Annotated in this window: 27 protein-coding genes and 1 riboswitch; of the genes, 11 read left to right on the top strand and 16 right to left on the bottom strand. The window is 70.9% G+C overall.

Going from position 1 to position 24,578, the window contains the following annotated elements; translation table 11 throughout:
- Position 1: 1 nt before the first annotated feature.
- Genes ACZ6CV_RS25230 through ACZ6CV_RS25220 form a run of 3 tightly spaced genes read right to left on the bottom strand, consistent with a single transcriptional unit; the run spans position 2 to position 2,636 of the window.
- Complete coding sequence (locus ACZ6CV_RS25230; protein ID WP_355806875.1) at positions 2–808, bottom strand: MlaE family ABC transporter permease; 807 nt, start codon at positions 806–808, stop codon at positions 2–4.
- Positions 809–813: 5 nt separating this feature from the next.
- A complete protein-coding gene (locus ACZ6CV_RS25225; protein WP_355806873.1) occupies positions 814–1,578 on the bottom strand; it encodes an MlaE family ABC transporter permease in 765 nt (254 codons plus the stop codon).
- Positions 1,575–2,636, bottom strand: coding sequence for an ABC transporter ATP-binding protein (locus ACZ6CV_RS25220; RefSeq protein ID WP_469252966.1), 1,062 nt, complete (start codon positions 2,634–2,636; stop codon positions 1,575–1,577). The genes ACZ6CV_RS25225 and ACZ6CV_RS25220 overlap by 4 nt, the downstream gene beginning before the upstream one ends.
- Positions 2,637–3,199: 563 nt before the next feature.
- On the opposite strand from ACZ6CV_RS25220, the gene ACZ6CV_RS25215 reads away from it, so the two are divergent.
- From ACZ6CV_RS25215 to ACZ6CV_RS25200, 4 genes are all read left to right on the top strand, one after another.
- The gene (locus ACZ6CV_RS25215) at positions 3,200–3,832 is read left to right on the top strand and encodes a hypothetical protein (protein WP_469252965.1); all 633 of its coding nucleotides are present in this window, start codon (positions 3,200–3,202) and stop codon (positions 3,830–3,832) included.
- Positions 3,833–3,947: 115 nt separating this feature from the next.
- Entirely contained in the window at positions 3,948–5,537 is a 1,590-nt protein-coding gene (locus tag ACZ6CV_RS25210) for a DUF6801 domain-containing protein (RefSeq protein WP_469252964.1), read from the top strand.
- Between the two features lie 80 nt (positions 5,538–5,617).
- Positions 5,618–6,565, top strand: a complete 948-nt coding sequence (locus tag ACZ6CV_RS25205; protein WP_469253033.1) for a hypothetical protein — start codon at positions 5,618–5,620, stop codon at positions 6,563–6,565.
- A 213-nt stretch (positions 6,566–6,778) separates the two neighbouring features.
- Positions 6,779–7,987 carry a PucR-like N-terminal domain-containing protein gene (locus ACZ6CV_RS25200; protein ID WP_469252963.1) on the top strand — a complete coding sequence of 403 codons (1,209 nt, stop codon included), beginning with the start codon at positions 6,779–6,781 and terminating at the stop codon, positions 7,985–7,987.
- Positions 7,988–8,037: 50 nt separating this feature from the next.
- On the opposite strand, the gene ACZ6CV_RS25195 is transcribed toward ACZ6CV_RS25200, so the two are convergent.
- Positions 8,038–8,616, bottom strand: a complete 579-nt coding sequence (locus tag ACZ6CV_RS25195; RefSeq protein WP_362373250.1) for a Type-2Aa cytolytic delta-endotoxin — start codon at positions 8,614–8,616, stop codon at positions 8,038–8,040.
- Positions 8,617–8,916: 300 nt separating this feature from the next.
- On the opposite strand from ACZ6CV_RS25195, the gene nadE reads away from it, so the two are divergent.
- Positions 8,917–9,747: an ammonia-dependent NAD(+) synthetase gene (nadE, locus tag ACZ6CV_RS25190; protein WP_469252962.1), complete on the top strand. Its 831-nt coding sequence runs from the start codon at positions 8,917–8,919 to the stop codon at positions 9,745–9,747.
- 60 nt (positions 9,748–9,807) lie between these two features.
- Here the strand turns inward: nadE and ACZ6CV_RS25185 are convergent, their stop codons facing one another.
- A complete protein-coding gene (locus tag ACZ6CV_RS25185; RefSeq protein WP_469252961.1) occupies positions 9,808–10,692 on the bottom strand; it encodes an isocitrate lyase/PEP mutase family protein in 885 nt (294 codons plus the stop codon).
- 355 nt (positions 10,693–11,047) lie between these two features.
- Between ACZ6CV_RS25185 and ACZ6CV_RS25180 the strand changes: the two genes are divergently transcribed.
- Positions 11,048–11,887 (top strand): SDR family oxidoreductase, encoded by an 840-nt coding sequence (locus ACZ6CV_RS25180; protein ID WP_469252960.1) that lies wholly within the window; start codon positions 11,048–11,050, stop codon positions 11,885–11,887.
- A gap of 90 nt (positions 11,888–11,977) precedes the next feature.
- Here ACZ6CV_RS25180 and ACZ6CV_RS25175 read toward each other — a convergent pair whose 3' ends face one another.
- From ACZ6CV_RS25175 to ACZ6CV_RS25165, 3 genes are all read right to left on the bottom strand, one after another.
- Entirely contained in the window at positions 11,978–12,625 is a 648-nt protein-coding gene (locus ACZ6CV_RS25175; protein ID WP_469252959.1) for a hypothetical protein, read from the bottom strand.
- A 39-nt stretch (positions 12,626–12,664) separates the two neighbouring features.
- A complete protein-coding gene (locus tag ACZ6CV_RS25170) occupies positions 12,665–13,315 on the bottom strand; it encodes a fasciclin domain-containing protein (protein WP_469252958.1) in 651 nt (216 codons plus the stop codon).
- Between the two features lie 147 nt (positions 13,316–13,462).
- Entirely contained in the window at positions 13,463–15,064 is a 1,602-nt protein-coding gene (locus tag ACZ6CV_RS25165) for a sulfite oxidase (RefSeq protein WP_469252957.1), read from the bottom strand.
- Positions 15,065–15,262: 198 nt separating this feature from the next.
- On the opposite strand from ACZ6CV_RS25165, the gene ACZ6CV_RS25160 reads away from it, so the two are divergent.
- Positions 15,263–15,847 carry a sigma-70 family RNA polymerase sigma factor gene (locus tag ACZ6CV_RS25160; RefSeq protein ID WP_469252956.1) on the top strand — a complete coding sequence of 195 codons (585 nt, stop codon included), beginning with the start codon at positions 15,263–15,265 and terminating at the stop codon, positions 15,845–15,847.
- Complete coding sequence (locus tag ACZ6CV_RS25155; RefSeq protein WP_469252955.1) at positions 15,844–16,599, top strand: anti-sigma factor; 756 nt, start codon at positions 15,844–15,846, stop codon at positions 16,597–16,599. The genes ACZ6CV_RS25160 and ACZ6CV_RS25155 overlap by 4 nt, the downstream gene beginning before the upstream one ends.
- 13 nt (positions 16,600–16,612) lie before the next feature.
- Here the strand turns inward: ACZ6CV_RS25155 and ACZ6CV_RS25150 are convergent, their stop codons facing one another.
- The 7 genes from ACZ6CV_RS25150 to ACZ6CV_RS25120 form a co-directional block, all read right to left on the bottom strand.
- Positions 16,613–17,419, bottom strand: coding sequence for an urease accessory protein UreD (locus ACZ6CV_RS25150; RefSeq protein WP_469253032.1), 807 nt, complete (start codon positions 17,417–17,419; stop codon positions 16,613–16,615).
- Between the two features lie 8 nt (positions 17,420–17,427).
- Positions 17,428–18,111, bottom strand: a complete 684-nt coding sequence (gene ureG / locus ACZ6CV_RS25145) for an urease accessory protein UreG (protein WP_469252954.1) — start codon at positions 18,109–18,111, stop codon at positions 17,428–17,430.
- Positions 18,112–18,283: 172 nt separating this feature from the next.
- Positions 18,284–18,958: an urease accessory protein UreF gene (locus ACZ6CV_RS25140; RefSeq protein WP_469252953.1), complete on the bottom strand. Its 675-nt coding sequence runs from the start codon at positions 18,956–18,958 to the stop codon at positions 18,284–18,286.
- A gap of 30 nt (positions 18,959–18,988) precedes the next feature.
- Positions 18,989–20,710 carry an urease subunit alpha gene (locus ACZ6CV_RS25135; protein WP_469252952.1) on the bottom strand — a complete coding sequence of 574 codons (1,722 nt, stop codon included), beginning with the start codon at positions 20,708–20,710 and terminating at the stop codon, positions 18,989–18,991.
- Entirely contained in the window at positions 20,703–21,014 is a 312-nt protein-coding gene (locus tag ACZ6CV_RS25130) for an urease subunit beta (RefSeq protein ID WP_355807219.1), read from the bottom strand. Before ACZ6CV_RS25130 ends, ACZ6CV_RS25135 begins: the two co-directional genes overlap by 8 nt.
- A gap of 49 nt (positions 21,015–21,063) precedes the next feature.
- Positions 21,064–21,366, bottom strand: a complete 303-nt coding sequence (locus tag ACZ6CV_RS25125) for an urease subunit gamma (RefSeq protein WP_355806842.1) — start codon at positions 21,364–21,366, stop codon at positions 21,064–21,066.
- 267 nt (positions 21,367–21,633) lie between these two features.
- A complete protein-coding gene (locus tag ACZ6CV_RS25120) occupies positions 21,634–21,921 on the bottom strand; it encodes a type II toxin-antitoxin system Phd/YefM family antitoxin (RefSeq protein WP_469252951.1) in 288 nt (95 codons plus the stop codon).
- A gap of 157 nt (positions 21,922–22,078) precedes the next feature.
- On the opposite strand from ACZ6CV_RS25120, the gene ACZ6CV_RS25115 reads away from it, so the two are divergent.
- The 3 genes from ACZ6CV_RS25115 (at position 22,079) to ACZ6CV_RS25105 (ending at position 24,040) form a co-directional block, all read left to right on the top strand.
- Positions 22,079–22,714: an ATP-dependent Clp protease proteolytic subunit gene (locus tag ACZ6CV_RS25115; RefSeq protein WP_469252950.1), complete on the top strand. Its 636-nt coding sequence runs from the start codon at positions 22,079–22,081 to the stop codon at positions 22,712–22,714.
- 7 nt (positions 22,715–22,721) lie between these two features.
- A complete protein-coding gene (locus tag ACZ6CV_RS25110) occupies positions 22,722–23,030 on the top strand; it encodes a hypothetical protein (RefSeq protein ID WP_358708957.1) in 309 nt (102 codons plus the stop codon).
- 357 nt (positions 23,031–23,387) lie between these two features.
- Positions 23,388–23,563: riboswitch (cyclic di-AMP (ydaO/yuaA leader) on the top strand.
- 3 nt (positions 23,564–23,566) lie between these two features.
- Positions 23,567–24,040, top strand: coding sequence for a C40 family peptidase (locus ACZ6CV_RS25105; RefSeq protein ID WP_362373282.1), 474 nt, complete (start codon positions 23,567–23,569; stop codon positions 24,038–24,040).
- A gap of 57 nt (positions 24,041–24,097) precedes the next feature.
- On the opposite strand, the gene ACZ6CV_RS25100 is transcribed toward ACZ6CV_RS25105, so the two are convergent.
- Entirely contained in the window at positions 24,098–24,550 is a 453-nt protein-coding gene (locus ACZ6CV_RS25100; protein ID WP_469252949.1) for an ATP-binding protein, read from the bottom strand.
- Between the last annotated feature and the right edge of the window lie 28 nt (positions 24,551–24,578).

Raw genomic sequence — 24,578 nt, 5'->3', positions numbered from 1 at the left:
GTCAGCCCGCCACCTTCACGGTCGTGGTGGCGCCCCACAGGGCCAGCGAGAGGAAGAAGTCGGTGACGCTGATCAGCACGATGGCGTTGCGCACCGACTTGCCGACGGCGACGCCGACGCCCGCGGGGCCGCCGGAGGCGCGGTAGCCGTAGTAGCAGTGGGCGACGATCACCATCACGCTGAAGATCAGCACCTTCAGGACGGAGAGCAGCACGTCCGTGGGTGAGAGGAACAGGTTGAAGTAGTGGTCGTAGGTGCCCCGGGACTGGCCGTTGAAGAGGACCGTGACGTAGCGGGAGGCCAGGAAGGAGGAGAGCAGCCCGATCGCGTACAGCGGGATGATGGCGACGACGCCGGCGATGATGCGGGTGGTGACCAGGTAGGGCAGCGAGCGGATGCCCATGCCTTCGAGGGCGTCGACCTCCTCGTTGATGCGCATGGCGCCGAGCTGGGCGGTGAAGCCGGCGCCGACGGTCGCGGAGAGGGCGAGTCCGGCGACGAGCGGGGCGATCTCGCGGGTGTTGAAGTACGCGGAGACGAACCCGGTGAAGGCCGCGGTGCCGATCTGGTCGAGGGCCGCGTACCCCTGGAGTCCCACGACGGTCCCGGTGAACAGGGTCATCGCGATCATCACGCCGATGGTGCCGCCGATGACTCCGAGGCCGCCGGTGCCGAAGGCGACCTCGGCGAGGAGGCGCTGCACCTCTCTGAGGTAGCGGTGCAGGGTGCGCGGGATCCAGAGCAGGGACCGTACGTAGAAGAGGAGTTGGTCGCCGGAGCGGTCGAGCCAGGCGAGCGGGGCAGCCACGGACGTCAGCCTCCCTTCGGCGGCACGAGTTGGAGGTAGACGCCCGTCATCACCATGTTCACGAAGAAGAGCAGCATGAAGGTGATGACGACGGACTGGTTGACGGCGTCACCGACGCCCTTGGGGCCTCCGCGCGGGTTCAGGCCCCGGTAGGCGGCGACGACGCCCGCGATGAACCCGAAGACCAGCGCCTTGAGTTCGCTGATGTAGAGGTCGGAGAGCTGGGCGAGGGCGGAGAAGCTGGAGAGGTAGGCGCCGGGGGTGCCGTCCTGGAGGTAGACGTTGAAGGCGTAGCCCCCGAGGATGCCGACCACCGAGACCAGTCCGTTGAGCAGGACCGCGACGCCCATGGTGGCCAGGACGCGGGGCACCACGAGGCGCTGCACCGGTGAGACGCCCATGACCTCCATCGCGTCCAGCTCCTCGCGGATGGTGCGCGAGCCGAGGTCGGCGCAGATGGCGGAGCCGGCCGCGCCCGCGATCAGCAGGGCCACGATCAGCGGGCTTGCCTGCTGCACGACGGCCAGCACGCTGGCGCCGCCGGTGAAGGACTGGGCACCCAACTGCTGGGTGAGCGAGCCGACTTGAAGGGCGATCACCGCGCCGAAGGGGATCGAGACCAGGGCCGCGGGCAGCAGCGTGACACTGGCGATGAACCAGAACTGCTCCACGAACTCGCGGAACTGGAAGGGCCGTCGGAAGATCGCGCGGGCCACCTCCGCGGCGAGCGCGAAGAGCCGGCCGGTCTGCCGCAGGCCACCGGCGATCATGCGCCGCTCCCGGTGGCCGGCATCGGGAGGGTCGCCGCGGTGGTGCCGTGGGTGCCGGACGTGCCGGGAACACCGTGTGCGTCGCGGGTGCCGGGAGCGCCGGCGGCGTAGGTGCGCTCGATGGCGGTGCGCGCGGCGGGCGGCAGCCGGTCGAGCATGCCGAGCACCCGCTCGCGGCGGCGGGCGACGGCGCGGCGCGGCGGAAGCCCGGGGGACGGCTCCAGCTGCGGAATGATCTCCCGCGGACCGCCGGCGCCCCGTGCTCCCGCGGCCTCCGCGGCGAGGGTGGCCGCGTCCTTCTCCTCCGACATCCCGATCGGGCCCTCGCGGCGGCCGGACAGGAACTGCGCGACGACCGGTTCCTCGCTGGTGAGGAGCACTTCGCGCGGCCCGAAGGTGACCAGTTCGCGCCGGAAGAGCATGCCCATGTTGTCGGGGACGGTGGCGGCGATGTCGAGGTTGTGGGTGACGATCAACATCGTCGCGTCGATCTGCGCGTTCAGGTCGATCAGCAACTGGGAGAGGTAGGCGGTGCGCACGGGGTCGAGTCCGGAGTCGGGTTCGTCGCACAGGATGATCTGCGGGTCGAGCACGAGCGCGCGGGCGAGCCCGGCCCGCTTGCGCATGCCGCCGCTGATCTCCCCCGGCAGTTTGCCCTCGGCACCGAGGAGTCCGACGACGTCGATCCGCTCCATGACGATGCGCCGGATCTCCGACTCCTTCTTACGGGTGTGCTCACGCAGCGGAAAGGCGATGTTGTCGAAGAGGGACATGGAACCGAAAAGGGCGCCGTCCTGGAACATGAGCCCGAACTTTTTGCGCGTCTCATAGATATCCCGTTCGGGACTGTTCGCCATGTCGACGCCGTCGATGAGGACACGGCCGCGCTCCGGCTTCAGCAATCCGATGAGCGACTTCAGAAATACGGTCTTTCCGGTTCCGGAAGGACCGAGCAAGACGCTCACCTCTCCGGCCGGCAGGGTGAGGCTCACGTCCTGCCAGATCTTCTGCGTGCCGAAGGATTTGGTAAGACCCTCGACCACCACTTCTATTCCCATATCACCTCCAGGGCGGGTGAGGGCAGAGCGGGTAGCGGACCCTCCGTCACGCGTCCTCGATGACGGCGTGGGGGCCCACCACCAGGAGATCAGCGACGTGTCCGGCACGCTACGACCGAGTAACCTGACCGGGCAAGAGAAGGATCGGAATTCCCCGAAGGTTTGAGTTCAGCCCCGGCGTCTTTGTCACCGCGGTGACAAACACTCGTATTCCGCTTGTCACTCGGTGAGCAATGCGGGCCCCAGGGGTCTCCGGGAAGCGATATGCGGCCTGTTCCTGACTGTCCCCGCGGCGGCCCGGCTGCGGTATTTTTAGCAGCGGATGACTAAGCGGAGCCTCGGACTGCTCACCTGGGGAACAGGCATTTCAGCTTCCCGAAAGAATCATGGACCATGCCATTGTTCGGCTAAGTTTCCCGCAAGTAACGTCGTGGTCGCGGTCGAGGATTTCCGAGCCGCGGACCGTCCGTTCTTCCGCTCCACGAGTACGGGCGTGTCCTCCGCTCCACACGTACGGGCGCGGTCCCCCTCTGCCGGTCAATCCACAAGGGAGTCCCCACATCATGAAGAAGTCTCTGGCAAGAATCTCCGCCGTGGCGGGCGCGGGCGCCGCCGCCTTCGTCATCGCCGTCGCCCCCGCATCGGCTGTCCCCTCCACGGTCTGGACCGTCACGCCGTCGCCGGCCAACTTCTCGGCGGCCAACAGCGGGAACATCGTGCTGACCGCCAACATCCCGATGACGTGTACGACGTCCAGCGCCTCCGGCACCATGGCCAGCGCCACCGGCAACCCGGCGACGGTGGGCAACATCAACGCCATCAACTTCGGTACGAGTTCCTCGCCGTGCACCAGCGTCCTGGGCAACGTCACGACCATCGCGACCACCCCCTGGACCGTCGTCGCCGAGGACTACACCGCCTCGACCGGGGTGACCAAGGGCCACGTCGGCAACGTCAAGGCCAAGGTGACCGCGGGCGCCTGCGTGTTCACCGTGCAGGGCAAGGCCACCGGCACCTACACCAACTCCACCGGCATCCTCGCGGTCACCAGCGTCAGCGGCGACCTGGCCGTCACCTCGGCCTCCGGCTGCGGCAGCGTGGTCACCACCTCCACCAAGCCCACCTTCAAGGGCAAGTACGCGGTGAAGGTCACGGGGTCGAGCACCATCCCGACGATCGTCGGTTCCAACCCGTAAGCAGCGCAGGGCTCGCCGCCGTCCGGCCGGTGCTCCCGGCCGGACGTGCGGGCCGCCCGCGCGCCGCCGCGGCCGTCGGCCGACCGGAGGTGGGACAACCCGAGCGGAGTGACAGATGACAGGCCCCCGCACCGCCGTCCGACGGACGGTCCGCAGCCGCGCCAGGGGCGCGGCGATCGCCACGTTCGTTGTGCTGGCCGCCACCGTGCCCGCGGCGGCCGGGGCGTCCGGCACGCAGAAGGTCGACACCGCCCTGCCCTACGTATGCCTGTTCCCCTCCGGGAAGCACTCCGCGACGGTACGGATCTCGGCGGCCCTCCCCGAACGGGTGGCGGTCGGCGAGCCGATCGAACCCGAGGACGTGACCACGACCGTCGAACTGCCGGAACCGGCCGTGGCGGATCTCGCCGCGCTGGACGCGGCCGGTGTCCGTGCGGCGTCCCGGCTCGGCGTCGGCATCACCCAGGGCGAGGCCACGGCCGAGGCGACCTGGCGCGGCGACACCGAACCCACGGCCCTGCCGTCGACCGAGCCGCTGACCCTGACCGCCACGGGCGACGTCCCCTCGGTGACCGGGCAGAGCACGGGTGAACTCACCATGAAGGCGGGCGACTTCGCCCTCGACCTCGCCCTGACCACCGCGGACGGCGGTGCCACCGACCCCGCCACGGTCACCGTCGACTGCACCCTCTCCGACGGGGCCCCGGACGGGGGCCGGCTGGCCGCCGTCCGGGTCGGCACGGACGAGGACGGGGGCACCGACACCCCGAGCGGATCGCCGTCCGGGGCGCCCTCCGGTGCGCCTACCGCCTCCGGCACACCGGGGCAGTCGGAGAAGGACCCGGCGGACCGGCAGGGCCGGCGCGCCCCGAAGGTCGCCGAGCCCGGTCCTGGCGGTGGCACCGCCGACCGCTCCGCGCCGACCTGCAAGTACGACGAGAAGCACCCGGCAGGACCGATGTCGCTGAACGCCTACATCACCGGCTACTCCAACGTGAACAAGCTCGACGGCGCCGCGCTGATCCCGCCGTTCTGCACGCTCATCACCCAGGGGGAGCCCGAGTTCGTGTTCTTCCCGGACGGCACCGGCGCCACCATCACCCAGAGCTCCACCGCCGACCTCTACTACCGGCAGCGTCTGCAGACCCCGCCCTTCGAGGCCACCTTCCTGACGTTCGACTTCACGCCCACCACGGCCACGATGGTGCTGGAGCAGACGGGTCCGATGACCATCGACTCGCACGGCACCACCGACTTCATGTTCACCAGCACGGACACCTACGTCCGCGCGCCGCTCGTGCTCCGGGTGACATCGCTGAAGGTCAACGGCACGCCGCTGGACGTCGGGAAGAAGTGCCGCACCAAGACGTCCCTCGCCTCCCCGGACCCGGAACCGGCGAAGCACCCCGGCGACCACCTGGTCCTGCACGGCCGGGGCGAACAGGTCACCGGCGAGCCCGCCACCGGCTATCTGCTGCTGTCCGGCGGCCCGCTGACCGGCAAGGTCTCCATCCCCGCCTTCACGGGCTGCGCCACCGCCGACGGCGAGAACCTCGACCGTCTGCTCACGGCCTCGGTCTCCGGCCCCGACAACTACGTCAAGCAGATCCAGGGGCAGACCTGCTTCGTCTCGGCCGACGAGCTCAACCCCGACGAGTGCACCGACGACGCCCAGCCCCGCAAGGTGCCCGTCGCCGAACGCTGACCCCCTCCCCCGCGCCCCCACTCCTCTCCGCGCCCCCTCTCCTCTCCGCCCCCCAACTCCCCGACCCGGAAGGCCACATGATGCGGTTTCCTCTCGGCGCCAGATTCGCCACCACCGCCACCGTCCTAGGCACCGCGCTCGGCGTCTTCGCCTCCATCGGCACCGCCACCGCGGCCGCCCCCGCGCCGAACGGCGAGTGGGCGCCCTTCACCCGCTGTCCCGTGGTCGCTCCGGAGATGCTGGCCGCCGACGGCCTGGACAAGACCCCGCAGTGCGTGGTCTCCAGCTCGCTGAGCGGCTCCATCAAGCTGGGCAAGACCACGGTCCCCACCGGCCGGACCAACCTCCAGATGGGCGTCGTCCAGAACGCGGACGGGACCAGCTCCGTTGTGGCCCCGTCCGGCGGCGCCCTCATCGCCGACTCCGCGACCGTTCCCGGCGGACTGCTGGGGCTGATGTGCCCGAGCAACATCCCCGCGATCACCGACATCTGCAAGCAGCTCGACAACAGCTCGCTCAACAAGATCACCGCGACGGTGGAGTCCGTCGGCGCCCCGTACGACTTCGACCAGACGGCCGGCATCGTCACCGACAAGCCCATCGTCGCCATACCGGTCCGCATCCATCTGCAGAACCCGTTCCTCGGCGGCAAGTGCTACATCGGCACGGCCGCCAAGCCCGTCGTGCTGCGCCCGAAGAACCTGCAGTTCCCCGAGTTCGGCATGTCGTTCTTCCGTGGTGACGGCACGGCCGACGACGAGGGCGAGATGAGCCGGATCGACCTCACCAAGGCCACCCAGAACGACAGCACCTTCGCCGTGCCGGGCGCCGGCGGCTGCGGGCTCGGCCTGTTCGGTCTGATCGACGCTGCGGTCAACGCCAAGACCGGGCTGCCCTCCGCCAGCGGAAACAACAGCCTGACGCTCAACGACACCCAGACACACCTGGCCGGCCTGAACGCCCCCGGCACCTTCGCCCCCGACGCGGGCAAGCGCCTCGCGCAGAACTGGCACTCCGCCGTCGATTAATGGCCGCGCGACGGCGGTTCCCAGCCGTCCCAGCAGCGCCACCACGTCCCACCGCGCCGAAATGTGCACGGACTGTGTACGTCCCATGAAAGTTGACCTAGCTTCAACAGCCCAGACATGCGTCACCTCAAGTCCGGTCGTGTGCCTCTCCGTTGGCGTGCCGGAGCACACGGCCGGTGCGCCATGGGCACCGAAGAGCAAGGGACGGCACTCATGCCCTCATCCACGCGACCACCTGAGGTCGGTGAACCGCTGGAACCCCTCCCCAAGGAGTTCGCCGCCTTCATGAGACCGGAGTTACCCGGCCTCATGAAGGAGATCGGCGCCGAGGTCACCCGGGCCTACCCGGTGTACGGGCGGCTGCTCAACGGCCCCAACGCCGAGCCCATCCGGCAGGGCGTCGAGCAGGCCCTGTCCGCCTTCGTGGACCGCGTCGCCGAACCCGGCAAGAACGCCGCGCTCCGCGACGAACTGCTGCGCAAGTTCGGCCGCGTGGAGGCCTACGAGGGACGCGCCCTGGAGACCCTCCGGGGCGCGTACCGGCTCGGCGCCCGTATCGCGCTGCGCCGCGTCAAGGCGGTGGGCCGGCAGTACCGGCTCTCCCCCACCCTGATCCTGGCCTTCGCCGACGCCCTGTTCGCCTACGTCGACGAGCTGGAGCAGATCTCCCGCGAGGGCTACGTCGAGGTGCAGTCACGCGCCTTCTCCGAGGTTCCGGCGCGGCGCCGCCGGCTGCTCCATCTCATCCTGGCCGCTCCCCCGCTGCCCCAGGCGCTCACCGCGCTCTGCGAGGCCGCCGCCTGGCAGCTGCCCTCCCACGTCACCATGGTCGCCCTGCGCACGCCGGTCCCCAGGCACCTGGAGGCGGCGCTGGCCGACGACGTCCTCATGGACCTGGACATCCCGCAGCCGCATCTGCTGGTGCCCGGGAGCTTCACCGCGGAGCGCCTGGCGATGCTGGACGCCGCGCTGGCGGGCGGGCGTGCCGTCCTGGGGCCGACCGTGCCGCCGGCCCAGGCCGCCGACTCCATCCGCTGGGCGCGCCGCACGCTCCAGCTCATCGACGAAGGCGTGGTGGCCGACGCTCCCGTGGTCCGCTGCGACGACCACCTGGTGACGCTGTGGCTGCTGTCGGACCCGGCCCTGGTGGCCCACCTCGCGGCCGGGGAGCTGGCCCCGATCGACCATCTGCCGGCCAACCGGCGCGACCGGCTCGTGGAGACCCTGCGCGTGCACGTCTCCACGCGGGCGCCGGCGGAGCAGGTCGGCGAGATGCTCGGCGTGCATGCCCAGACCGTCCGCTATCGCCTGCGGAACCTGGACGTCCTGCTGGGCGACCGCCTCACCGACCCCGACCACCGCTTCGCCCTGGAAGCCTCCCTGCGCGCCCTGCACCTGCTCTCCCGCGAGGGCGGGGAGTAGGGCCGGGCCCAGGACCTCTGCCGGCTACCCCGAAGCAACCGTTGGCCGACTCAGGCCGCGAGCCGCAACTCCTGCCGGACCACGATCGCGTTGAGCCTGATCGCGTACTGGGCGACGTCGGACGCCGTCAGCACCCCGACGTCCGCCTTGTCCAGCGCCACGCTCACATCGATGCAGAAGGCGATCGCGTACATGTGCTCGCCCGTCTCCTCCCCCTGGAGGGCGAAGAACAGGTCCCGGTAGTAGCTGGTGCGGCCGGGGGCCTGCTCGTAGAAGGCGAGGCCCGGCTTGCCCTCCTGGACGTCGAGGCCGGTGAACGCGCCCACGAGTTCCCGCTCGATGGCCTCCCAGAACGCGGCACCCACCAGCGCGTCCGGCAGCGCCTGGCGCACCGCCTCCTGCAAGGAGATCGCCATGACCCCGACGGGAGCGGTCTCCTGCAGACCCCAGCCGTGGACCAGCTTCACGATGTCCCCACCGGGAATGGCGGCGACGGCTTCGCGGATGTGCCCGAAGTCGTAGCCGACCGTCGCCGGGGCGATCGCCGCCTGGAACACCTGGTCGATCTCCTGGGCCTGCTCCCGGTACGCCGGGTCCACCTCGATGACGGTTCTGAAGCTGGCGGCCATGACTCACTCCTCCTACGGCACCGTGTCGGTGTCGTCGCTGGTCGGTTCGGGACGCTGATCAAGAAGGGGCAGTATGCCGAGCCTCACCCCCGGCGGGCGGAACTGTCCGCCGTGCGGACACGAGGGGAAGGCCTGGTCAGCGGCGCAGGACGGCGGCGCGTTGTCGTACCGTCGGGGAGACGCCCCCTCAAGGCCGGAGCAGGCGCGGCATAGAGTCGGCGACGCAGGTGCCGGCCCCCCCTCCACGGGGTAGCCGGGCCAGACCCCCTTATTCACCAGCACTGACGACGAGGAGCAGCCGTGACCGATCCGGCGTCCATCACCCTGCAGCAGGAGATCGCACGGGACCTCCAGGTGTCCGCGAGTTTCGACGTGGAGTCGGAGATCGAGCGCAGGGTCGCCTTCCTGGCCGAACGGCTGACGTCCACGGGACTGCGCGCCCTCGTCCTCGGCATCAGCGGCGGCGTGGACTCGACGACCGCGGGCCGGCTCTGCCAGCTGGCCGTGGAGCGGGTCCGGGCCGCCGGGCACGACGCGACCTTCTACGCCATGCGGCTGCCGTACGGGGTCCAGGCGGACGAACACGATGCCCAGCTGGCCCTGGAGTTCATCCGCGCCGACCGGGTCCTGACGGTGGACGTGCGGCCGGCGAGCGACGCGGCCCTGGAGGCCGTGGTGAACGGTGGGGTGGTCTTCCGGGACGAGCGCCACCAGGACTTCGTACAGGGCAACATCAAGGCCCGGCAGCGGATGATCGCGCAGTACGCGGTCGCGGGCGCGCACGACGGGCTCGTGGTGGGCACGGACCAGGCGGCCGAAGCGGTCTCCGGCTTCTTCACCAAGTACGGGGACGGCGCGGCGGACCTCGTACCGCTGACGGGGCTGACCAAGCGGCGGGTGCGGGCACTGGCCGAAGCGCTGGGCGCGCCGGCCGCGCTGGTGGGGAAGGTCCCGACGGCGGATCTGGAGACGCTGGATCCCGGCAAGACCGACGAGGCCGCCCTCGGGGTGACGTACGACGAGATCGACGACTTCCTGGAGGGCAAGCCGGTGGACGAGCGGGCCTACGAGTCCATCACCAGCCGCTATCGCCTGACCGAGCACAAGCGCCAGCTGCCCATCGCACCCTGAGTTCCGCGACGGACGGGGCGGGCGGCAGCCTCCGACACGGCGCGCACCACACCGCGCCGGCTAGAGGGTGACGACCCGCTCCGGCGGCACGTCGCCCGCCCGCTCGTGGTGGCGGCGGGCGATGTTCCGTTCCAGCAGGCGAGTGGAGGCGGCGACTCCGATGCCCCGCCCGGGCTCCACGGACGGCAGCCTGCCGTCGGCACGCTTCAGTTCGGTGAGGGCGGACTCCATCGCTTCGTGGGCGGCGAAGAGACAGGGCGTGCTGTAGATGGCCACGTCCACGCCGAGCCGCGTGAGTTCGTCGAGCGAGAGACGCGGGGACTTGCCCCCCGCGATCTGGTTGAAGAGCAGCGGCTTGCCGTCGACCACCTCGCGGATCCGGTGGATCCACTCCACGTCGCGCACTCCGTCCACCAGGACCACGTCCGCGTCAGTGGTGGCGAGGTGCCCTGCGCGTTCGATGATGTCCTCCGGGTCGGTGGCGTCCGTGCGGGCCACCACGACCATGTCCTTGCGGGTCTGCAGCACCATGTCCAGTTTGGCCAGGTACTCGTCGAGGGGCAGGATCTGCTTGCCGTCCGCGTGCCCGCACCGGCGGGGCCGCTTCTGGTCCTCGAGGATGACCCCGGAAGCCCCGATCCGTTCCAAGCTCTCCACCACGTGACACGCCGTTTCGGGATCGGCGTACCCGTCGTCGATGTCCACGAGCAGGTGGTGCCGCGGGAAGGCCCCGCGCAGCCGCTGCACGAACGCCACCATGTCCGGCCAGGCGATGAACCCGATGTCGGGCAGTCCGTAGTACGAGGCGGCGAAACCGAAGCCGGACACGAACAGGCCGTCGTAGTGGCCGGCGGCGACGGACGCCGAGTACATGTCGTACACGCCGATCAGGGGAGTCGTGTGCGGCTCGGCGATCCGCTCGCGCAGTCGGTTTCCGTGATCCACGGTCTGGCTCCTGGAGGTGTGCGGCAACAATGTGCGCGGTGACGGGGTGGGTTACGGGGACAGCATGTGGTCGGAACCGAGCATGCCGGTCCCGACCCCCGGGCCTCCTCACCCTCACGGCGCAGTGACTTCACCGGAGAAACGTCACTCTCGGGGGCGGCCGCCACGGTCCCCGCCCGTCCGTGTGAGACACCTCATACGCGTGCGTGCCTGTGCCTGTGTCAGCTGCACACCTTCCTTCGTGTCCGGGACTTACCTATAGGTATGTCCTTACGGAACGTAAGCCCCCACTCCTAGCGTCGGCTGCCTCAGTGCACTACGAGCGCCGCAGTGCACGACGAACCAGGAGCGCAACATGATCGTGGTGACCGGGGCGACCGGGAACGTGGGCCGGCCTCTGACGCAGGCCCTGGCCGAGGCGGGCGAGCAGGTGACGGCGGTGTCGCGGAACGCGGCGGCCGTACCGGGCGGAGTCCGACAGGTGGTGGCCGACCTGTCCGAACCCACCAGTCTGATCCCGGCGTTGGACGGGGCGAAGGCACTGTTCCTCCTGCTCTCCGGCGACCTTCACGCCCTTCACGCCAGACCGGCCGACCTCATCGACGCGGCCGTGGCCCACGGCGTCCGCCGCGTCGTCCTGCTGTCCTCGCAGGGCGTGGCGACCAGGCCGATGGGGCCGACGCGGGTCGCGATGCGCACGTTGGAGGACGCGCTGCGGGACTCCGGCCTGGACTGGGCCGTCCTGCGACCGGGCGGCTTCGCATCCAACGCCCTCGCCTGGGCGGAATCCATCCGCGCGGACGGGACGGTCGCCGCGCCCTTCGGCGACGTCGGGGTTCCGGTCGTCGACCCGGTGGACATCGCCGAGGTCGCGGCCGCCTGCCTGCGGGACGACCGGCACACCGGCGAGGTCTTCGAGCTGACCGGCCCGGAGGTGATCACACCGCGTCAGCAGGCGGACGTCATCGCTGCCGCGCTCGACTCGCCCGTGCGGTTCCACGAACTCACCCGCGCCGAGGCCAAGGCCGGGATGACCCGGTTCGTGCCGCCGGAACTCGCCGACGACACCCTGGACATCATCGCCGCCCCGAACTCCGCCGAACTGCGGATCAGTCCGGACGTGGAACGCGTCATCGGCCGCGCCCCGCACTCCTTCGCCGACTGGGTCGCCCGCAACATCGCCGTCTTCGGCTAAGGCACCGGACGACTGCGCCACTCGGACTGCCCCGTGCGACCACGGCCGCGCGGGGCAGCCGTCTGGGTGGTCCTGCCGCCCGACCCACCATCAGCCGTGACGGGACGGCCACGTGGCCTCTTCGCCCTCCGGAAGCTCCACCGTCGTGACGACGCGGGTCAGGGACGGCCGACGCGGGACGGATCCGAAACCGAACCGGACCGGGGGCTCCACGGATCTCAGGCCGCCCAGGTCCTCGCCGTTCCAGGCCACCCGTGCCGATGTGACGGTACGCAGGTCCCGGGCCGCGTACCACTCGCGGCGCCCCTCACCCGCGCTCCCCCGTGTCCGCACCCCGGGCAGCAGCAGACGGGCGGGGACGTCGCAGAGCGTGGCCCAGCCGGGACGTGCGGCAAGGCGGCCCGGCACCAGCCTCAGCAGCCGGCCGAGAGGGGTGGAGCGTCCGGGCGTGAAGGTGGCGCGCAGCGGACCGGCCGTCACGGCCCATTGGTCCCGTCCGGGCGCGACGGCGACGGCGCACATGACGGTCTCGTCGAACCGGTAGGTGGCGGCGACGAAGCGCGCCACGCGCTCGGACGGCGCCAGGAGCACCCGCTGCCCGTCGGCCCTCTCCACCATCACGTCGGCGAAGGAGCCCAGCGGGGACAGCGGCCAATACCCCACCACCAGGCGCAGACCCGCGGCGGTTCCCAGCCCCGCGATCCACCCGTCGAACCGCACGCGTCGCGCCGTGCTCATCGGCTCCTCCTCGCTCGTCCGTGGCCGTCGCCGCCCGTGTCAGCTCTTGGGCATGAGCACGGTGTCGATGATGTAGACGTTGGCGTTGGCGGTCTTCACATTGCCGCAGACGACCTCGGCATTGTCGTTGACCTTGAAGGACTCGCCGGACCCGGACGTGGTGAGCTTGCTCTTCTCCAGCGTCGGGAAGGAGCCGTTCTGCAGGTCCTCGGGGGCCAGCTGCTTGCCGACCACGTGGTACGTGAGGATCTTGGTGAGCTGCGCCTTGTCGTTGAGGACCTTGTCGAGGTCCGCCTTGGGGATCTTGTCGAACGCGTCGTTGGTCGGCGCGAAGACGGTGATGTCCTTCGCGTTGTTCAGGGTGTCGACGAGGCCGGCCTTCTTCACGGCCGTCACGAGGGTGGACAGGGCCGGGTTGTTGGAGGCCGCGGTGGCGACGGGGTCCTTGGCCATGCCGTCGAAGCTGCCCTTGCCGTCCTTGGGCACGGACGAACAGCCCGAGCCGAACGGCTCGTTCATGCTGTCCATGTCCTTGGAGGGGCTGCCCTCGTCGGATCCCTTGGACGCGGTGTCCGAAGCGCTGTCGGACGCCTTGTCCTTGGAGTCGCTGTCGGAGCACGCCGTCAGTCCCAGGGGCAACAGGGCGGCGGCGGCGACAACGACGGCTGCACGGCGGATACGAGTCTGCATGGCAATCCCTCGGCGATCAGGTTCCGTGAGGGCTCTCTGCCCTCATCACCGGGAATCCGGAACCGACCGGCACGCGGATTGGTCCGGGATCCGAAAGAGCGGGACGCGAGGCCGGGGCGGACGTGGTTCCCGCGGGTGACCGGGCGGTCATTCGACGGTGACGGCCACCGAGTGCCATCCGGACGCGCCGTCCGGGATGGTGCGGGTGCGCCGGTCCGTCTGGGTCTCGCCCGTACGGTCCGTGGCGCGGACGGCCAGCGTGTGGCCGCCTTTCTCCGCCTGCCAGGGATACGACCACTGGCGCCAGGTGTCACGGGTGTCCTCGGCGGCCAGATCGGCCTCCCGCCACGGCCCGTCGTCGACGCGGACCTCGACCTTGTCGATGCCGCGGTGCTGGGCCCAGGCCACTCCGGCGACCATGACCGTGCCCGCCTTGGGACGTCCGAACGGCTTGGGGGTGTCGATGCGCGACTGGGTCTTGATGGGCGCGCGTCGGGCCCAGTCACGTTTGACCCAGTAGGAGTCGTAGGAGTCGAACGTGGTGAGTTCGATGTCCTGGATCCATTTGCAGGCCGATACGTACCCGTAGAGGCCGGGGACGACCATGCGGACGGGGAAGCCGTGCTCGAACGGCAGCGGCCGGCCGTTCATGCCGAGGGCGAGCATCGCGTCCCGGCCGTCCATGACGTCCTCCACCGGTGTGCCGATGGTCATGCCGTCCACGGAGCGCGCCACCAGCTGATCCGCCGGCCCGCCCTTGGCGGGTGGCTTCACGCCGCACCGGGTCAGGAGGTCGGCCAGACGGACGCCGATCCAGCGGGCGTTGCCGACGTACGGCCCGCCGACCTCGTTGGACACGCAGGTCAGGGTGATGTCCCGTTCGATGAGCGGCATGCCGAGCAAGTCGTCGTAGGAGAGCGTCAGTTCGGGGCCCACCCCCTTGCCGTGGATGCGCAGCTCCCATCGTGTGGCGTCGACCTTGGGTACGACCAGGGCGGTGTCGACACGGTAGAAGTCGCCGTTGGGGGTCATGAACGGGCTGAGGCCGCTGATCCGCGGGGCGGCACCGCGCGGGACGGAGGCGGCGCGCGAGGACGGGGCGGGCAGCCTGACGTCGTTGCGTGAGGCGACCGCGTCCTTTCCCTGTACGCCGTTCAGTGCCCGGCCCGCCAGTCCGGCACCGGTCGAGGCGGCGGCCGCCGCGGTGGCCGCGAGGATGAACCGCCGGCGGTCCCACGAGAGCCCGGGGCCGGCAGCCGACGCCGCCGTCCCGGCCCGTCCCCGAACTGGGTCGAGCCGCCCGGCCAGCCAGTACAAAAGGGCCGCCCCGGCCACGGCCCCCACAACCGACGGCAGGGCGTCGGCAGGACCGGTGGAGTCGGGGCGGCCGACCGCCGCGAGCGCGCCCACGAGGCCGAAGGTGAGGACGCCGATCGAACCGATCAGCCGCCACCGTGCGGCGAGCATGCCGAGGACCAGCGCGAGCACCCCGAGTACGGCGAGGATGCCGAGTTGCAGGATGAGCTTGTCGTTGGTGCCGAAGTGGCGGATGGCCCAGTCCTTGACCGGGGCCGGTGTGCGGTCGATCGCGGCTCCGCCGACCGCGATGACGGGGCCCGCCTCGGGCCGTACGGCGGCGGAGACCAGCTCGGCGACCGCGATCGCGGCGTACGCGGCGATCAGGCCGGCCAGGGCGCCCAGTGACAGGCGTCTGATTCCGTGCAGCGGCTGCTGTGTAACGTCATCCATGCTCAGGAATCCGTCCCGGCCTCGCGTCCGGATTGGTCGGTCACACGGAAGAGCTTGCCGCATTCCGCCTGCCGCGGCCCGGCGGTGCCGTCCGAGGCGATCCCGGCGCCGCAGAGACCGGACCAATCCGCCACCACCGTCGGCTCCGAATCACAGGAGTAGCCAGCGTCGTATGCCTGTTCCTTGGAGGACCGCTGCGTGAAGGAAGTCGTGCACATTGGGGCCCGGACCGTTCCGGGCCCCGATCTTCAAGAGCTCGTCGCTCGGGTCGCCCAGGGCGACCAGAAGGCGTTTTCCGACGTCTACGACGTCGTCGCCGGTCCCGTCCTCGGCGTCGTGCGCGCCGTGCTGCGCGATCACGCCCAGTCCGAGGAGGTGGCCCAGGACGTCCTCCTGGAGGTGTGGCGCACGGCCCCCCGCTACCGGCCGGACGTCGGAACGGCGCGGAACTGGATCCTCACGCTCGCCCACCGCCGGGCGGTGGACCGGGTACGTTCCGCCGAGGCGTCCGCGGCCCGCGACCACAAGGCCGCGATGCTGGCACGCGCCCGGGACTTCGACGAGGTCAGCGAGCAGGTGGAGACCCGCCTCGAACACGAGCAGGTACGTCGGTGCCTGCGCACCCTGACCGAGGTCCAGCACCAGTCCGTCACCCTCGCCTACTACCGCGGCCTCACCTACCGACAGGTGGCGGAACTACTCTCGCTGCCCTTGGGAACGGTCAAGACCCGCCTCAGAGATGGACTCATCCGCCTTCGTGACTGCCTGGGGGTCAGCACGTGACGATCATCGACGACCCGCACCTTCTCACCGGCGCCTATGCCGTGCACGCGCTGGACGACGAAGAGCGTGCGGCGGTGGAAGAACATCTCGCACGGTGTGACAGCTGTGCGCAGGAGGTGCGCGAGTTCACCGAGACCGCCGCCCGTCTGGGGCAGGCCACCATGGTCAGTCCCCGCCGCGGCATGAAGGACGAGGTGTTGCGGCGCATCACCACCGTCCGGCAGGACGTCCCGCAGACCGGGGCCGGCCCCGGCCGGGAGTCCCGACGACCCCGGACACGCCGTCTGTCCCACTGGGCGCTCGCGGCCTGTCTGGCCGTGGCGGCGGGCCTGGGCGGCACCACGGTCTGGCAGCACCAGCAGGCCCAGGACGCCCGCGAACAGGAGCGGCGGACCCAGCGTGAGGCGCAGGGCGTCGCGGCGGTGCTGGCCGCCCCGGACGCCAGGACACGTACGGGGAAGGTGTCCGGAGGGGGCAGCGGGACCGTTGTCGTGTCCGCGAGCCGCGACCGGGCCGCCTTCCTGGCGACCGGTCTGCCCACTCCCCCGCGGGGCAAGGTCTACCAACTGTGGTTCAACGACGACGGAACGATGCGGCCGGCCGGTCTCCTGGACCCCGGCGGGCGCACGGAGACGGTGCTGATGGACGGCCACGTCGACCGGGCGATCGGCATGGGCCTCACCGTGGAACCCTCCGGAGGATCCCCCCGCCCCACCAGCCCGCCGGTGGCGCTGCTGAACTTCCCTGCCTGAGGACCGTCACCGCTCAGACAGCTTCTCGGCCCAGCCGCAGCAGGGCCTCGTCGAGGGCCTTCCTGACCAGCAGGGCGTCCGGGGCCACGGCGGTGACCAGAACGGCGGCGCCCGCGAGGGGGGTGAGGGCCGCCCACTCGCCGAGGAGCGTGGGCTGCGGCTTGGAGTTCTCGAACTCGGGTCGTACCAGCAGGAGTTGACCGACGGCACGGTGGCCCGCAAGGACCGCCGGGCCGTCCCAGCCGCCCGGCGCGCCCGGGCCGCAGGAGAGCTCCTGGTCGAGCAGCGGACGGCCCGCCCGGTGGACGGTGAGGCGGCTGGCGAGGCGGCCCGGGGGCTCCCCGGTGCGGCCGAGTGCCTGTTCCTCGCGGAACACCAGGCGGGCCCCGGCGGCGAGATCGATGCGCGTGGTCACGCGCAGGTCGCTGTCGCACACCGAGATCAACTGTTCGGGCAGCCAGCGCAGTTCCGCGTCGTCGTCGACGGTGAGCCGGACGTCGTACCGCGCCTTCGACTCCTGCTGGCCCGGCAGGGCGATGGTGGCCGCCGCCGAGCCGACGTGCAGCGCCGCGCCGGGGCGGACGGCCGCCTCCACGGTGAGGTGGTCGCCGCCGAGGGGGCCGCTCATCGCGCCGACCAGCGTGACGTGCGCCGCCGGTCCCGTGGAGCGGGTGCGGCGCAGGGCGAGCGGGCCCTCGCCGTCGAGGACGGGCAGGGAGGTGCGGCCGCGGCCGTCGGCGCGCGCCTCGACGCGGGCGGTGGCGCGGATGCCCGCGCCGCCGGCGCCGAGGGGCGCACCCGTGACGGTCCGCCGGCCCAGGTCCACCGTCACGCCGACGCGGTCCACGCCGCGTACTGCGCACGGACCCAGGCGGCGACCGGTCCGACGCCCTCGGCCGACCGCAACGACTGGAAGGCGACGGGGAGTTCGGCGCGCTGCGCCTTCGCGTCGGCGGCCATCCGGGCGAGGTCGGAGCCGACGTGCGGGGCGAGGTCGGTCTTGTTGACCACCAGCAGGTCGGCGGTGGAGACGCCCGGGCCGCCCTTGCGCGGGATGTCGTCGCCGCCCGCGACGTCGATGACGAAGATCTGCGCGTCGACGAGGCCCTTGGAGAAGGTGGCCGTGAGGTTGTCGCCGCCGGACTCGACGAGGATCAGGTCGAGCGGGCCGACCTCGTCCTCCAGGTCCTCGACGGCCTCCAGGTTGGCGGAGATGTCGTCGCGGATGGCGGTGTGCGGGCAGGCGCCGGTCTCCACGGCGGTGATGCGCTCGGGCGGCAGCACGGCCTCGCGCAGCAGGAACTCGGCGTCCTCGCGGGTGTAGATGTCGTTCGTGACGACGGCGAGGGAGAGTTCGTCGCGCAGCTCGCGGCAGAGCGCGGCGACGGTCGCGGTCTTGCCGGAGCCGACCGGGCCGCCGAGCCCGATGCGCAGCGCGCGGCGGGTGCCGTCGGGACGGTGGGCGTCGGCGCTGACGGCGGCGGGACCGTCGTGCGAGTGGTCCAGGTGCATGGTGCAGCTCCTTCAGGTGATGCGAGTGGTGCAGGTAGTGCCGGTGGTGTGGGTAGTGCCGGTGGTGTGGGTAGTGCCGGTGGTGTGGGGTGGTGAGAGGTCCGCTGGTCGGGGTGGTGGGAGGTCCGCACCGGACACGGGTTCGGCCTCGCCGCGGTGCCGTGGCGTGCTGTCAGGAGGCGAAGAGCCGTACCGGCCAGCCGGCGTGCGCCTCCGCACTGATCTCCAGGAGGGGCGCCGACGCCGCGGGCAGTGCCTCGACGCCCTCGTCGACCGCGTCTCTCGCCGCGTCGGCCGCCCGCCGCGCCACGTCGTCGAGGTCCGGGGCGAGCCGGGCCAGGACCGCCGTGGCGTCGAACGGGTCGAGGCTGAGCAGCCGCACGGTGGCCGTCGCGGGCCCGCTGATCCCCTCGTACGCCGAGCAGTACGCGGCGTCGTCGGGCCCGAGCCCCGCCGCGCGTGCGGCGAGGCCGAGGACGACGGGCTGGTGGGCCCCCTTGGGGAACTGCCGTGCCAGCGCGTCGAGTTCGAGGTGCGGCCAGGTGGCGCGGGCGGCCCGCATCATCTGGCGGCCGAGTCGACGCGCGGCCGTGCGCAGGGCGGGCGAGGGGGTGCGGGCGTCCGCGGCCTCGTCCAGGGTGACCGGGTCGATGCCGAGGGCGGCGGCCGCCGCCAGGGCCGCCGCCACCAGACCGGAGGTGTGCAGCCGTCCCCGGCAGAACGCCTCCAGGCTCGCGGCACCGGTGATCCGGCCCGCCTTGACGGCCGCCTCGGCCCCGCCGGAGTGGGCGTGCCCGCCGGCGGGGAAGCGGCCGTCGGCCAGGACGAGGAATGCTGCTCGTGACATGGGAATCGTCGCCTGAACGCTTCGGGGCCGTCAGAAGAGGAAGTACCGCTGGGCGAGCGGCAGTTCGACGGCCGGTGACGGTTCGACGAGTTCGCCGTCGATGGTGACGGCGAAGCTGTCCGGCGCGACCTCGACCCGGGGCAGCGCGTCGTTCTCGCGCATGTCGGCCTTGCTGCGGCCCCGGGTGGAGCGGATGGCGGCGAACGGCTTGTCCAGGCCGAGGCGTTCCGGCAGGCCGTCGTCGAGCGCCGACTGCGTCACGAAGTTGATCGAGTTGAGACTCGGCGCCTTCCCGTGCGCCCCGTACATGCGGCGCGGCAGGACCGGCTGCGGGGTCGGGATGGAGGCGTTGGCGTCGCCCATCTGCGCGTACGCGATCTGGCCGCCCTTGAGGACCACCTGCGGCTTGACGCCGAAGAAGGCCGGTTCCCACAGCACCAGGTCGGCGAGCTTGCCGGGTTCGACCGAGCCGAGCTCGTGGTCGATGCCCTGGGCGACGGCGGCGTTGATCGTGTATTTGGCGACATAGCGACGCGCGCGGCGGTTGTCGGCGCGGGTGTCCCCCGGCAGGAATCCCCGGCGCCGCTTCATGACGTGGGCGGTCTGCCAGGTACGCATGACGACTTCGCCGATGCGGCCCATGGCCTGGGAGTCCGAGGACATGATCGAGATGGCACCGAGGTCGTGCAGGATGTCCTCCGCCCCGATGGTGGAGGGGCGGATGCGGGACTCCGCGAAGGCGAGGTCCTCGGGAACGGCCGGGTTGAGGTGGTGGCAGACCATCAGCATGTCGAGGTGTTCCTCGACGGTGTTGACGGTGTGCGGCCGGGTCGGATTGGTGGAGCTCGGCAGCATGTTGGGGAGCGAGACCGCCGTGATCATGTCGGGGGCGTGACCGCCGCCCGCGCCCTCCACGTGGAAGGCGTGCAGGGTGCGCCCCGCGACCGCGTCGAACGTCGCGTCGATGAAGCCCGCCTCGTTCAACGTGTCGGTGTGCACGGCCAGTTGGGCGCCGGTCTCCTCGCACACGGTCAGGCAGGCGTCGATGGTGGCGGGCGTGGCGCCCCAGTCCTCATGGATCTTGAAACTGACGGCGCCGGCCCGCAACTGGGCGTGCATCGACTCGGAGTTGACGGTGTTGCCCTTGCCGAGGAACCCGATGTTGACGGGGCTGGACTCCAGCGCCGCGAACATCCGGGACAGATGCCAGGCACCGGGCGTGATGGTGGTCGCCTTGCTGCCCTCGGCCGGCCCTGTGCCGCCGCCGAAGAGGGTGGTGACGCCGGAGGCGAGCGCCTCGTCGACGATGGTCGGCGAGATGAAGTGGATGTGGGTGTCGATGCCGCCCGCGGTGAGTATCTTGCCGTTGCCGGCGATCACTTCGGTCTCCGGCCCGATCACGAGGTCGGGGTGGACGCCGTCCATCGTGTCCGGGTTGCCGGACTTCCCGACAGCGGCGATGCGGCCGTCACGGATGCCGATGTCGGCCTTGACGATGCCCCAGTGGTCGATGACGACCGCGCCGGTGATGACGGTGTCGGGCGCGCCTTCGGCCCGGGTGGTGCGCGACTGGCCCATCGACTCGCGGATGACCTTGCCGCCGCCGAACACCGACTCGTCGCCGGAGCGGCCGGGACCGCCCGAGCGGTCCTCCTCGATCTCGATCAGCAGGTCGGTGTCGGCCAGCCGGATCCGGTCGCCGGTGGTGGGGCCGAACAGATCGGCGTACGCGGCGCGGGACAGCTCAGGCATCGAGGGCTCCTCCGGTCTCACCGCGCAGGCCGGGCACGATGCGCTTGCCGGCCAGCGGGACGAGTTCGACGTCGACGGGGATTCCGGGCTCGAAGCGCACGGCGGTACCCGCGGCCACGTTGAGCCGCTTTCCGTGCGCGGCGCCGCGGTCGAAGTCCAGACCCGGGTTGGCCTCGGCGAAGTGGTAGTGGGAGCCGACCTGTACGGGACGGTCGGCGGCGTTGAGGACGGTGAGGCGGGTGACCTCGCGGCCCTCGTTGAAGGCGATGGGGTCGTCCGCGAAAAGGATCTCCCCGGGGACCATTCCCTGGCCCGAGCCGTGCGTTGCGGCATGCATGAGGCGCGAACTCCCGTCAGACGATCGGCTCGTGGACGGTGACGAGCTTCGTGCCGTCCGGGAAGGTGGCCTCCACCTGGACGTCGTGGATCATCTCCGGGATGCCCTCCATGACGTCGTCGCGCGTGAGAACGCCTCGCCCGGAGGACATCAGCTCGGCGACGGAGCGGCCGTCGCGGGCGCCTTCCAGGATGTGCGAGGTGATGAGGGCGATGGCCTCGGGGTGGTTGAGTCGCAGCCCCCGCGCCCTTCGCTTCTCGGCCACGTCCGCGGCCACATGGATGAGCAGTCTCTCCTGCTCGTGCGGGGTCAGTTGCACGCGTCCCACCTCAACAGTTCTCACTCCGAACCATGCGGGGTCCGGCTGCCGCGGCCACCGCGACGGATATAGATGTAACACACAGCGAAGGTGCGCGATCTTGCGCACCCCGGACAGGAAATCCGCTGGTGGCGTGGCACGGAAGGTAGTTGGGAGGAGTTTCAACGAGGTTAACCAGTCATTGACCGACCCATGACCATCGACTGGTCTACGCCATACCCGTCGGCCGAGCGGCGCCCCATTTGTCCATCCTGTGAATGTGCGCCCTTACGTGGCGTCCGGCCCCCGGCGCTCCGCCGCGATGCCGAACCGCTGCCGCTGCGAGGAGCCGGGCGACGCGGACCCGAGCGAGGTGACGGTGCTGACCGTCGACTCCTCCACGGCTTCCACGGCCTCCGCGAGCGCTTCGAGACGCTCCAGGTCCTCGGCGGAGACGAGCGCCACGAGCGGCTTGCCGTGCCGGGTGACGACGACGCGCTCGCCGCCGTACACGACGCGGTTGATCAGCTCGGCGAACTCTGCGCGGGCTTGCGTCACCGGAATCTCGTAGGCCATGCGTCCAGCTTAAGCGGCACCCTTCCGACGCCGCGGGCGCGAGCGGTCCCCGCGCCGCCGTCACGCAGTCCATCCAGCACCCACCCACCGGACCGTACGTCCTGTACATTTTGTACAGAACCCGATCGCGCCGCGACCGGAGGAAGAGAGGCGTGCCATGAACCGTCCTTCTGCCCGTTACGTCCTGCCCGAGTTCACCGAGCGCACCAGTTCGGGGACGCGGACCATGGACCCGTACTCCAAGCTCCTGGAGGAGCGGATCGTCTTCCTGGGCACTCCCGTCGACGCCACCTCGGCGAACGACGTGATGGCGCAGTTCATGCACCTCGAGCACCAGGCGCCCGACCGCGACATCTCGCTGTACATCAACTCCCCCGGCGGCTCGTTCAGCGCCATGACGGCGATCTACGACACGATGCGGTTCGTGACGTGCGACGTGGAGACGGTCTGCCTCGGCCAGGCCGCCTCGGTCGCCGCCGTCCTGCTCGCCGCCGGCACCCCCGGCAAACGGTCCGCGCTGCCCGGGGCGCGGCTCCTGATCCGCCAGCCGGAGATCTCCGAGCCGATCCAGGGCCAGGCGACCGACCTCGCCATCCAGGCCGACGAACTCCAGCGCACCAGGGGGATGTTGGAGGCGATGCTCGTCCGGCACACCGGGCAGAGCCCCGACCGGATCACCGCGGACATCGAGCGGGACAAGATCCTCGACGCCCAAGGAGCCCTGGAGTACGGGCTCGTGGACCGGATCATCCCGAGCCGCAAGAGCTCGCTCGCGGCACGGGATGCGAGGTGACCCGCCGATGCTGCCTCCCGAACTGCCACCCCTGCCGGCCCTGACACGCGCCGAGGCGGAACTGGTCGACCGCTATCTGGAAGTCGTCGACCTGCTCGGCAGGATCAATCCGGCCCGCGCCGAGCACACTTATGGTGGGCTCAGGGCCGCCCAGGCGCTGGTCGGCCGGGCGAGTGCCCTGCGGGACGCGCTCGCCCTCATGCACCGGCGGGGCGAGAGCGAGGTGCACGCGCCCACGCTCGCCCGGGCCTTGCGCGTCCTCGACGGCGAACGGCGCGCCGGGCGCGTCACCCTGCCGCCCCCGACGGGCGGCTGAGCCCTCGTCAATCGCCCACCGCCCGGAGCCGAACCGTCCGGGCCCCGTGTGAAGCGGACCAGTCGGGCTACCCCGGACGGCGTATTTCCACCTCCCCCTTCACACGGTCTGCGGTTGCGCCCGACGCCTGCAGCAGGTCCGGAATATGGCGTTCCGTTGCTGGTCGAGTCATCGTCAGGCGATGCGTCGACTAGTCCATTTCGGCTGTGTCCACCTGAACAGGTCAGTCGTGAGGAGCCTCACAAAAGGCCGTTTCGGCTCGGTTTTCGGGCCTGTTTCGGGTCAAGATCCCTTCCGACGACAAGCCCCCGCCGCAGCGGCGGGGCGGTCCGGGCGGACGCCGAGTCCTGCCGCCGCCCGGATGACCGGTCGACATCTGTGCAACGGCAGGAGTGGAGGACCCAGCACGACGGGCCCGTCCGGACAGTCCGGACGACGTCCTTGGGGTGAAGCCGCAGAGCACGCCGCGGCCGGGCATCTTCGCCTGCCCGAACCCGACAGGTCATCCTTCACAGGCGGCTGACGAAGGGTTGCGCATGACCGCGCTGAATCACGTTCCGTCGCTGCTCAGCAGGACCGGTGCCGCATCGGTCCTCACGCTCGCCGTCGTAGGCGGCACCGTCGTGGCCCCCGGGCTCACCTCGGAGGCCCAGGCAGCGACCCACGGGGCCAAGGCGCTCCAGATCGCGGCGTCGAAGAAGGGCTCCCCGTACGCCTACGGGGCCGCGGGGCCGCACCGGTTCGACTGCTCCGGCCTGACGCTCTACTCGTTCAAGCGAACGGGCAAGAAGCTGCCGCGCACCGCCGCCGCGCAGTACAACAAGACCAAGCACCTCTCCCGGTCCCAGCGCTCCCGCGGCGACCTGGTGTTCTTCCACTCCGGGCGGAACGTCTACCACGTGGGCATCTACGCCGGGAACAACCGCATCTGGCACTCCCCCAAGTCCGGATCCGTGGTGCGCCTGGAGAAGATCTGGTCCAAGAGCGTCTGGTACGGCAGGGTCCGCTGACCTCACCGGCCCCTCGACGGCCGTCCTGCCGGCCCGTGGACGCCGTGGCGTCGCTCCTCAGTGGGCGGTGTCACGGGGTCTGCGCCGGACGGGCGCCCGCCAGGGAAGCGCGATCCACACGGTCTTGCCGCCCTCGTCGGTCGGGCTGACCGAGAGCCTGCCGCCGCACTCCGCGGTGAGCCAGCGGATGATGACCATGCCGCGGCCGTTGTCCTGCTGGACGGCGGCCGGGAGCCGCTTGGGATAGCGCGGGTGGCTGTCGGTGACGCCGATCCGCAGGTGCTCGTCCCGGTCGAGTTCGAGGCCCACGGTGAAGGTGGGCGACTGCCCCAGGGTGTGCTGCACGGCGTTCGTGGTGAGTTCGGAGACGATGAGCCTGATCGTGTCCGCCACCTCGGCGTCGGCGGGCAGGCCCCAGTCGTCGAGCACCCGCATCACGTACTTCCGGGCCGCTGGGACCGAGGCAGGATCGCTCGGCAGGGTGACGGAGGCTTCCTGATGGTCGGCCATGGCGACGCTGTCCCTTTCCCACCGGGAC

Source organism: Streptomyces sp. NPDC041713, from assembly GCF_055591085.1.
This window is presented reverse-complemented; position numbering and strand designations above follow the sequence as displayed.